Source organism: Deinococcus sp. (genome assembly GCF_025362455.1).
GTDB lineage: Bacteria > Deinococcota > Deinococci > Deinococcales > Deinococcaceae > Deinococcus.
This window is the reverse complement of sequence record NZ_JANYGJ010000111.1, coordinates 1-8746: the sequence shown is the minus strand read 5'-3', so window position 1 is coordinate 8746 and position 8746 is coordinate 1. Positions and strand designations below refer to the sequence as shown.

Annotated in this window: 7 protein-coding genes; 6 read left to right on the top strand and 1 reads right to left on the bottom strand. The window is 66.5% G+C overall.

The genetic code is table 11. The features are described 5' to 3' along the window. Positions 1 to 4 precede the first annotated feature (4 nt). The 3 genes from ruvA (at position 5) to Q0R23_RS08705 (ending at position 2926) form a co-directional block, all read left to right on the top strand. Positions 5 to 598 carry a Holliday junction branch migration protein RuvA gene (ruvA, locus tag Q0R23_RS08715; protein WP_293912143.1) on the top strand — a complete coding sequence of 198 codons (594 nt, stop codon included), beginning with the start codon at positions 5 to 7 and terminating at the stop codon, positions 596 to 598. A gap of 238 nt (positions 599 to 836) precedes the next feature. After that, complete coding sequence (locus Q0R23_RS08710) at positions 837 to 2225, top strand: low temperature requirement protein A (RefSeq protein ID WP_293912142.1); 1389 nt, start codon at positions 837 to 839, stop codon at positions 2223 to 2225. A 71-nt stretch (positions 2226 to 2296) separates the two neighbouring features. Next, entirely contained in the window at positions 2297 to 2926 is a 630-nt protein-coding gene (locus tag Q0R23_RS08705) for an SDR family NAD(P)-dependent oxidoreductase (protein WP_293912141.1), read from the top strand. Between the two features lie 197 nt (positions 2927 to 3123). Here the strand turns inward: Q0R23_RS08705 and purU are convergent, their stop codons facing one another. Continuing rightward, entirely contained in the window at positions 3124 to 4002 is an 879-nt protein-coding gene (gene purU, locus Q0R23_RS08700; RefSeq protein ID WP_293912140.1) for a formyltetrahydrofolate deformylase, read from the bottom strand. Between the two features lie 52 nt (positions 4003 to 4054). Between purU and Q0R23_RS08695 the strand changes: the two genes are divergently transcribed. The 3 genes from Q0R23_RS08695 (at position 4055) to Q0R23_RS08685 (ending at position 8340) form a co-directional block, all read left to right on the top strand. Further along, on the top strand, positions 4055 to 5149 hold the full coding sequence (locus Q0R23_RS08695; protein WP_293912139.1) for an aminopeptidase: 1095 nt from the start codon (positions 4055 to 4057) through the stop codon (positions 5147 to 5149). Between the two features lie 389 nt (positions 5150 to 5538). Continuing rightward, positions 5539 to 7083: an ROK family transcriptional regulator gene (locus Q0R23_RS08690; protein WP_293912138.1), complete on the top strand. Its 1545-nt coding sequence runs from the start codon at positions 5539 to 5541 to the stop codon at positions 7081 to 7083. 9 nt (positions 7084 to 7092) lie between these two features. Further along, a complete protein-coding gene (locus tag Q0R23_RS08685) occupies positions 7093 to 8340 on the top strand; it encodes an ABC transporter substrate-binding protein (protein WP_293912137.1) in 1248 nt (415 codons plus the stop codon). The last annotated feature ends 406 nt before the right edge of the window (positions 8341 to 8746 follow it).

Genomic DNA, 8746 nt, shown 5'->3' with positions numbered 1-8746 from the left:
CCTCATGATTGCTTTCCTCTCCGGCTTGGTGCGCGAGGTGCGCGAACAGAGCGCCGTTCTGATGGCGGGCGGCGTGGGCTACGAGGTGCTGTGCCCGGCCTCGACCCTCGCCAAGCTCAGCCCCGACATGCAGGCCGAACTCCACACCCGCCTGGTGGTGCGCGAGGACTCCTGGACCTTATTCGGATTCATGGACACCGACAGCCTGAAACTCTTCGACCTGCTCACCAGCGTCAGCGGTGTGGGGCCAAAATTAGGGCTGGCGCTGCTCTCGGCCATGCCGCCCTCGGCGCTGGCCCAGGGCCTGACCACAGGCGACGCCGCGCTGCTGTCCAGCGTGTCCGGCGTGGGCAAGCGGACCGCCGAGCGGCTGGTGCTCGAACTTCAGAGCAAGGTGCCGCCGCATCTGAGCGCCCCCAGCGTGGGCGGCGTGCGCGGCAGGGTCGTCAGCACGGCGGGTCAGGACGCGGTAGAGGCGCTGCTGGCGCTGGGCTTCCGCGACGCACAGGTGCGGGCGGCAGTCTCGGAATTGCTGGCGCAGGACCCGGCCCAGACGGCGGACCAGCTTATTCGCAAGAGTCTGGGCCGCCTGCGCTAGAGCAGTACTCCGAATTACGCCACGGGGAAAACAGCCTCCCCGCGCCTCCATTCTGCGCCTTGCTCAGTCAAAACTACTCGCTCCGCTCGGTCATAAAAAGGGTCTTTTTATGACATCTGCTCTAGAGAGTAGACGCACCGGCACGTTCAGGTTTGTGAACCTTACCGACACCATCCGCGTAAAGGCACTTTGAGACGCAGCACAGCCGCCGGGCCAGGCGCCAGGCCCACAGTGAGGGATGACCGCACGCGCTCCTGAGACACCCGCTGAGATACCCGCTGAGAAACCCGCTGAGAAACCCGCTGAGATACCCGCTGAGATACCCAGGGCCGCCGAGCCCATCAAGGAACAGCGGGCAAGCTGGCTGGAACTGTTTTTCGACCTGATCTTCGTGACCGCCCTGGACCAGTTGGCCCGGCGGCTGACCAAGGACGATTCGCTGCGCGGCGTGGGGATTTTTACGCTGATGTTCGTGGCGATCTGGTGGGCCTGGGTGGGCAACACCATCTTCGCCGGGCGCTACGGCAACGAGGGCGCGGCCTACCGCTGGGGCACCACCATCCAGCTCGTCAGCGTGGGTGGCCTGGCGCTGGGCGTGCTGGGCGACCTGGCCGACGTGGGTGGATTTTTCGGCCTGCTGTTCGGTGCCAACCGCCTGATCCTGGTGGGCATGTACTTCGCCCAGTCCAGGCATCTGGACGATCACCCCTCGGACGAGCGCAGCGTCTCCGACCGGGAACTGGCCCTGCACCGGATGCGCCGGTTTGCACCGGGCGCCCTGGTGTGGCTGGCCTCGGCCTGGCTGCCGGTGGGCCTCCAGCAGCTCGCCTGGGGCGCCGCGCTGGGCCTCGACGTGCTGGCCTCGCTGAGTGACCGCCGCGCCCAGTCGCACGCCATGCCGCACCCTGAGCACTTATCTGAGCGGGTGGGGCTGCTGACCATCATCTCGCTGGGCGCCGTCATCACCGAGATCATCGGCGGGGCCGGGGCGCAGCCGCTCCGGGTGCTCGACCAGTTGCCCTCCCTGATCTCGCTGCTGATTACGGTGGCGCTGTTCAAACTCTACTTCGACGAGGCGCGTGGGTTGCCGGTGCTGCTGGCCCACCGCGACGGCAAGGTGGGGCCGCTGCTGGCCTGGCTCTACGCCCACCTGCCGCTGAATCTGGCGATCACCGCGCTGGGGGTCGGACTGGGGCACGGCATCGCCGTTACAGGCGCCAAGGCCGACGAGCACGAGCGGCAAGTGGTGGCCGTGGCCCTGAGCCTGATCTTTTTGAATCTGGCGGCGTTGCGGCTGCTGACCCGCTACGCCCTGGGGCAGCTCGGTCTGGGGCGTGTCCTGCGTGACCGCAGTGTCTGGGCCATGAGCCTGGGCACGCTGGCGGTCATTCTGCTGGTCTACGCGCCGCTCTCGACGCTGGAGCATCAAGCTTCCGTGCTGGCCGTCTGCGGCCTGGCCCTGCTGGTGTTCTGGAGGGATCCGGCCCGCCAGCGCATCGGCGAGACCCAGGAGGCGGTGACCCAGGAGCTGCGCGGCGAGGAGCCGCAGAGTGAGGAGCCGCAGAGTAAAGAACCGGGCGACGCCCCGCCCGGCGAGATCGACCAGGCGCCCACGCCCGGCACCTGAACGGCCCACCTGAAGGGCAGTGTTTAACAATGGCTACGGTCACGGTGCTTGCGGCGTGATGAGCTGCCCGCATGACCACGCTCATGCTCGGCGCCACCGGCGGTATCGGTTCGGCCCTCACCCAGCTCTGGCAACCGGAAGCGCTGCATCTGGCTGGCCGCGACGAGGCCAAACTCGGCGCCCTGGTCGCCGCTCGCCTGGACAGTGCCGCCATCAAGATAGACGTGGGCTTCGAGAGCCAGGTCAGCCGGATGTTCGCGGGCATCGAGGCGCCGCTGGACACCATCGTCTACGCGGCGGGCGCGGCTCATCCGCAGCCGCTGGCCGAGGCCCAGGCTGAGAACGTGCGCCAGGTCTGGAACGCCAATTATTTCGGCGTGCTGTGGACCCTCAAGTACGGCCTGCCGAAGCTGGCGCCGGGCGGGCGGGTCTACGTCATCGGTGCCCGGCCAGAATTTACCGGCGCACGCGGATTTTCGCAGTACGCCGCCAGCAAGGCCGCCGTGACCCGGCTGCTCGAACTCGCCCGCCTGGAAAACCGGGGCAAGATGCTCACGCTGGTGCTGCCGCCCGCCGTGGACACCGGCCTGTGGAGCCAGGTCGGCAAGGTGCCCAAGGGAGCGCTCAGCCCACAGGCGGTGGCGCAGGCGATGGTGGACCACCGCGCCGGAGCGGGCGGCGACGAGTTGCGGGTGGATTAGGAAGTGGGTTGTGGGAAGTGGGGAGTGGGGCTAGATGTTGTCGAAAGTGAGACGTCAGGCGTCCGGGTAGGAACACGGCAAACTGCCCTGGCGGGCGAGATTTTTTACTTCGCTCAGGATGACAAATCGGGGTTGCCCGTCACACCAACACAGGCCCTTCTCCGTTCCCACTTCCCACAACCCACTTCCCACTCTCCCTAAAACACCACCGTCTTGTTCCCCGACACCAGCACCCGGTCTTCCACATGCGCCTTCACGGCGCGGGCGAGCACCTGGCGCTCCACGTCGCGGCCCAGGCGCATCAGGGTTTCGGGCGTTTCGCGGTGGGTCACGCGGGCCACGTCCTGCTCGATGATCGGCCCGGCATCGAGTTCCTCGGTGACGTAGTGGGCGGTGGCGCCGACCAGTTTCACACCGCGCTCGAAGGCCGCCCGGTAGGGGTTGGCACCGATGAAGGCGGGCAGAAACGAATGGTGGATGTTGATGACCGGCACGCCCACGCCGCGCAGAAAATCACCCGACAGAATCTGCATGTAGCGGGCCATCACGATGAAGTCCACGCCCGCCTCTTTGAACAGGCGAATCTGCTCGGCCTCGGCTGCGGGCTTGTTGGCCTTGGTCACCGGCACCACCCTGAACGGCACGCCGAACATCCGGGCGTCGCCTTCCAGGTCAGGGTGGTTGCTGATGACCAGCGGCAGGTCGATGTCCAGCTCGCCCCGGCGGCGACGCACCAGCAGGTCCAGAAAGCAGTGGTCATATTTGCTGACCATGATGCCCAGGCGTTTGGGCTGCGCGGTGTACCAGACCTTCCAGCTCATCTCGAAGGGGCGGGCCACCTCTGCGAAGGCCGCCTCGAACGCCTCGCGGGCCAGGTCCAGGCCGTCCAGATGGAACTCCATCCGCATGAAGAACTGGCCGCCCTGTGGGTCAGTGGAATGCTGGTCGGAGTGGATGATATTGGCGCCGTGCAGATTCAGAAACTGCGACACCGCCGCCACGATGCCGCGCCGGTCGGGGCAACTGATGGTGAGCCGGGCGGTGTTGCGGGGGTCGAGGGCTGGGGAGACGGTCATGACCGTGAGTGTAACGCAGGGTGCCCGGAGTGCCACGCGCTAGGCTGGGTACATGACTGCCCCGCTCGTGCCCTATGACCCCGCCGCCCACGCCGAGCTGCTGGCCGGATACTGCATCTCCGCCCAGGCGGGCGAGCGCATCGCGGTGAGCGGTAACCTCCAGACGCTGCCGCTGTTTGAAGAACTCAACCGTGCCCTGCTGCGCCGGGGCGCCCTGCCCGCGCTGCGGCTGGAGTACCCCGGTCAGGCCGAGGACTTCATCAACCTGGCTTCGGGCGCCGTGCTGGACGGCCTGCACGCCGCCGACCTCCTCGACGCCGAGCGCACCGACGGCAGCGTGCGGCTGCTGACCCACCGGCTGCCCAGCGCCAGGGGCGCCGATCCGGTTCGGGCCGCCCGCCGCATGAGCGCCGCCGCGCCGCTGGGCGCCATTCGCAGCTCCAAAAAATGGGCGCTGACCCAGTTCCCCACCCCCCAGGGCGCGGCGGCGGCGGGCATGACCGAAGCGCAGTACGCCGATTTTGTCTCCAGGGCGATGTTTCTGGATACCCCCGACCCGGTGGCTGCCTGGGGCGAGATGCGCTCCATGCAGGCGCGGCTGATTACGCGCCTCCAGTATGCCGACAGCATCCGAATTCAGGCGCCCGGCACCGACCTGAGCCTGAGTGTAAAAGGCCGCACCTGGGCCAACAGCGACGGCAAGCGCAACATGCCGTCGGGCGAGGTGTTCGTGTCGCCGATCGAGGACAGCGCGGAGGGCACGATCTATTTCGGCTTGCCCAGCGAATATCTGGGACAAAGCGTGGAGGGCATCACGCTCAGATTCGAGCGGGGCCGCATCGTGCAGGCCCGCGCCGAGGTGGGCGACGACACCTTGCAGGCCGCGCTCAACACCGACCCCGGCGCCCGCTTCCTGGGCGAGATCGGCATCGGCAGCAACGCCGGAATCCAGACGCCCAGCCGCAATATTCTCTACGACGAAAAGATTCTGGGCACCGTCCACCTGGCCGCCGGGCGCAGCTACCCGGAAACCGGCGGCCTGAACCACAGCGCCGTCCACTGGGACATGATCTGCGATCTGCGCGGCGGCGGCAGCATCAGCCTCGACGGCGAGGTCTTTCAGGAGAGTGGCGTGTTCGTAAGCTGATTCGGTGTGGGCTGGACCCTCCAAGTGGGGCAAACGCCGCGCTGCGTGGCGCTCAGATGTCCCGGCTTCCGGCCCTGAGCGAGAGGTCCGTGCAACTCGGCTCAGGGCTTGTGGACCCGGCTGAACATTGTGCAGAACGCCGAAACGGGGCCGCTCGGCCTGTGTTAGTATCATGAGTATGTTAGTATCATGAGTATAGGCAGCAGGCATCTTTACCTTAAGTCACCCGGAACGGAGTCGGACCGGCTCGCGCTGCCCTCGCGTGACTTAATTCGTTCGGTTGACAAACAAAGCGTTCAGGGCGTACCTTCACTGCGTAATCATCTTGTTGTCATCTCGTGTCGTCATCTGATGGGTGTCCCCCGCGTCGGGCACAGGAGTCTTCAGGCGTGTCCAGAATCACGTTTACACAGCTCAGTTCGGCTCAGACGGGGCAGCCGCCATTCGGGCACGCCGCCTTCGATCTGGCCGCCATTCGCAGTCGGCATCTGCTGCAACTGCTCGAACGGCTGTGGACGGGCGATCTGGCGCGGGTGGACCTGGCGCGTGAGCTGCACCTGTCGCGCAGCGCGGTGTCGTCGCTGGTGGCCGAGCTGCTGGCGGCGGGGCTGATTCGTGAAGGCGGCGTGCGCGGCGCAGTGCAGACTGAACAGGCGCAGACCGGGCAAGCGCAAACTGGTGTGCGGCTGCCGCTGGGACGCCGCGCCACCCTGCTTTCGCTGAACGCCCGCGCCGCCTTTTTGCTGGCCATCGACCTGGGCGCCAGCGAGGTGCGCCTCGACCTGTTCGATCTGCGCTGCACCTCGCTGGTCAGCCTCCAGACCTCACATGATGTCGGCACCGGCCCGGCGCAGACCTACGCCCGCATTCAGGAGCTGTGCGTATCAGCGCTGGCCCAGACTGGCGTGAAGCGCTCCCAGGTGGTGCTGGCGGGCGCCGGGGTGCCGGGGCCGGTCGACAGCCTGAGCGGCCAGGTGGTGACGCCGCCCAATATGCCCGGCTGGAACGGCACCGATATCGCCGCCGACCTGAGTGCGCTGCTGGGCATTCCGACGCTGGCCGAGAACGACGCCAACCTCGGAGCGCTGGCCGAGTACCGCTTCGGGGCGCACCGGGGCGTGCGCGACCTGCTGTACCTCAAGCTGGGCACCGGCATCGGCGCGGGCGTGATGGTCGGCGGTCAGCTCTACCGGGGCGCACGCGGCGGCGCAGGCGAGATCGGTCACAGCTCGATCAATGAACAGGGACCGCCCGGACGCAGCGGCAACCCCGGCGCCCTGGAAAGCTACGTGGCCGGTCAGGCGCCCGTGTCGCTGGCCAGAGCGCGCCGCGCCGCCGGAGCGCCCAGTGCGCTGCCTGAGCCGCTGAACCTGAATGATCTGCTGGACTCTCCGGCTGACCCGCTGGCCAAAGGCGTCTGGCAGGAAGTCGGGCACCACCTGGGCGTGGCGCTGTCCACGGCGCTCAACCTGTTCAACCCCGGCGCGGTGGTGCTGGGCGGGCGGCTGGCGCAGGCCGGTGAGCCGCTGCTCCAGGCGGTGTGGGCCAGCGCCCGCTCACGGACCCTGAACATCAATTTTCAGGGCGTGTCCATCGATCTCTCGGCGCTCGGCGGCGACGTGGGCGTGCTGGGCGTGGGCGCCATGCTGCTGGGCGAGCTGCTGACCCCCGCCGGGCTGCTCAGGTTGTGCCAGGTCGCGCAGCACTCGGCGGGCCATCAGTCACTGAAGGCTGAGAGCCGCGCACCGCCCGAACGTGCGCAGGCGGGTCGCCACTCTCAGCGTTCAGCATCCGCCCAGAAACCAGTTCTCGGTCAGCCGCCAGATACTCAGCCGCCAGACACCCAGCCACCAGATACTCAGCCGCCAGATGCACCTCTCGCTCCAGACCTCCATTCTGGCCACACCGCCACCGATGCACAACCACCGCTGTAAAGGAGTCTCATGAACAAGAACGTCACGAAAATCGCCCTGATCGCCCTCGCCCTCAGTACCGCCTCCAGTGCGCTGGGCGCCGGAAAACTCGAAATCTTTTCGTGGTGGTCGGGCGACGAAGCCCCGGCCCTCGACGCGCTGGTCAAGCTCTACTCGGCCAAGTACCCCAGCGTGGCGGTCGACAACGCCACCGTTTCGGGCGGCGCGGGCACCAACGCCAAGGCCGTGCTCAAAACCCGCATGCTCGGCGGCACGCCCCCCGACAGCTTCCAGGCCCACGCAGGTCAGGAACTGATCGGTACCTGGGTGGTCGCAGGCCGCATGGAAGACCTGTCCGGGCTGTTTAAGTCCGAAGGCTGGGACAAGATTTTCCCGCAGTCGGTGCTGCGACTGATCTCGACCAAAGGCCAGATCTGGAGCGTGCCGGTCAACGTTCACCGCAGCAACGTGATGTGGTACAACCCGGCCAAGCTCAAGGAATGGGGCGTGACGCCGCCCAAGACCTGGGGCCAGTTTCTGAGCACCTGCGCGACCCTCAAGGGCAAAGGCCTGGCCTCCCCGCTGGTGATGGGCGAAAACTGGACCCAGCAGCACCTGTGGGAGAGCGTGATGATCGGCAGCCTGGGACCGAGCGGCTGGAACAACCTGTGGTCGGGCAAGATGAAGTTCACCGACCCGCGTGTGGTCTCGGCCTTCACCACCTACGGCAAGGTGCTCGACTGCGCCAACACCGACGCTTCCGGCCTGAGCTGGCAGCAGGCGTCTGACCGCATCGTCGACGGAAGTGCCGCGTTCAACATCATGGGCGACTGGGCGGCAGGCTACTACACCACCACCAAGAAGCTCACCCCCGGCACGGGTTTTGGTTTTAGCCCCTCACCCGGCACCAACGGCACCTTCGTGATGCTGGCCGACAGCTTCGGTCTGCCCAAGGGCGTCAAAGACCGCGCCGAGGCCATCAACTGGCTCAAGGTGCTGGGCAGCAAGCAGGGCCAGGACACCTTCAACCCCCTCAAAGGCTCGATTGCCGCCCGCATCGACAGCGACGTGAGCAAGTACAACACCTACTCGCAGTCGGCGGCCCGTGACTGGCGCCGCAGCACCATCGTGGGCAGCATGGTCCACGGCGCGGTGGCGCCGGAGAGCTTTACCAGCGCCTTTGGCGCCGTGATCGACCAGTTCGTGTCGAGCAAGGACGCCCAGGGCGCCGCTGCCGCCGCGCAGGAACTGGCCGTGCGCGCCAAGATCGGTCAGTGAGGAGGGCGGCTTGTGGCTTGTGGGAACACCACCGGCCATACGCCCACCCACCGAAGGCTGATCTGGAAGGCTGATCTGAACTAACCCACGCTACTCTGGCCCGCAGCCCTCAGAAGAAGGTTGCGGGTCGCTGCTGGGCACCCCCCACTGCTCAACTCGTTTATCCAACTCGTTTATCAATGAACGACTGTGATGGTTCTGCCATAAGACAAAGTGTGAACTAGACTGAACAAATCGGGCACTGGGCGTGTGAGGGCCGCCGTCACCGTGCCACCACCCTAGAGCAGATGTCATAAAAAGGGTCTTTTTATGACCGAGCGGAGCGAGTAGTTTTGACTGAGCAGGACGCAGAATGGAGGCGCGGGGAGGCTGTTTTCCCCGTGGCGTAATTCGGAGTACTGCTCTA

Coding starts and splice junctions, on each gene's coding strand:
- ruvA (WP_293912143.1), top strand. CDS start 5: ATGATTGCTTTCCTCTCCGGCTTGGTGCGCGAGGTGCGCGAACAGAGC.
- Q0R23_RS08710 (WP_293912142.1), top strand. CDS start 837: ATGACCGCACGCGCTCCTGAGACACCCGCTGAGATACCCGCTGAGAAA.
- Q0R23_RS08705 (WP_293912141.1), top strand. CDS start 2,297: ATGACCACGCTCATGCTCGGCGCCACCGGCGGTATCGGTTCGGCCCTC.
- purU (WP_293912140.1), bottom strand. CDS start 4,002: ATGACCGTCTCCCCAGCCCTCGACCCCCGCAACACCGCCCGGCTCACC.
- Q0R23_RS08695 (WP_293912139.1), top strand. CDS start 4,055: ATGACTGCCCCGCTCGTGCCCTATGACCCCGCCGCCCACGCCGAGCTG.
- Q0R23_RS08685 (WP_293912137.1), top strand. CDS start 7,093: ATGAACAAGAACGTCACGAAAATCGCCCTGATCGCCCTCGCCCTCAGT.